Here is a 579-nt window from a genome sequence, read left to right on the forward strand (position 1 = left end):
CACCTGCGGCCAGCCATGGCGCAGGAGGCAATCTTGCACTAACAATCAACACGGACCACTCAGTGGGGGCCGGTCAACGATGCTCCGGTGGCGGTGGCTGATGTGGCTGCGGCGACAGAAGGCGCTGCTATCGTGACCGGTTCGGTTGCGACCAACGACAGTGATGTCGATGCGGGCGCGACGCTGACTTATGCTGTGACTGGGACGGTGCCTGCCGGCCTGACCCTCAACGCCAACGGCTCCTACAGCTTCGATCCGTCGAATGCGGCCTATAACTCGCTGGCTGCTGGTCAGACCCAGGTGCTGGTGGTCAACTACACCGTCAGCGACGGGACTGCTCCCCCGGTAGCCTCGACCCTGACGATCACGGTGACCGGCACCAATGATGTGCCGGTGGCGGTGGCCGATGTGGCGGCTGCGACCGAAGATGGCGCGGTGGTGACCGGCTCGATGCGTACCAACGACAGCGATGTCGATACGACCGATGTCCTGACCTACACGCTGAATGCGCCGGTGGCGGGCCTGACGTTGAACCCGAACGGCACCTACAGCTTTGATCCGTCGAACGCGGCGTATCAG

At 63.6% G+C, this 579-nt stretch carries 1 pseudogene; it reads left to right on the top strand.

Annotated elements, in window-relative coordinates:
- Positions 1–66: 66 nt before the first annotated feature.
- Positions 67–579, top strand: a pseudogene (locus GRI59_RS15950) (Ig-like domain-containing protein); the annotation flags it as partial.

The sequence above is a fragment of the Erythrobacter ramosus genome, from assembly GCF_009828055.1.
Classification (GTDB): Bacteria; Pseudomonadota; Alphaproteobacteria; order Sphingomonadales; family Sphingomonadaceae; genus Erythrobacter; species Erythrobacter ramosus.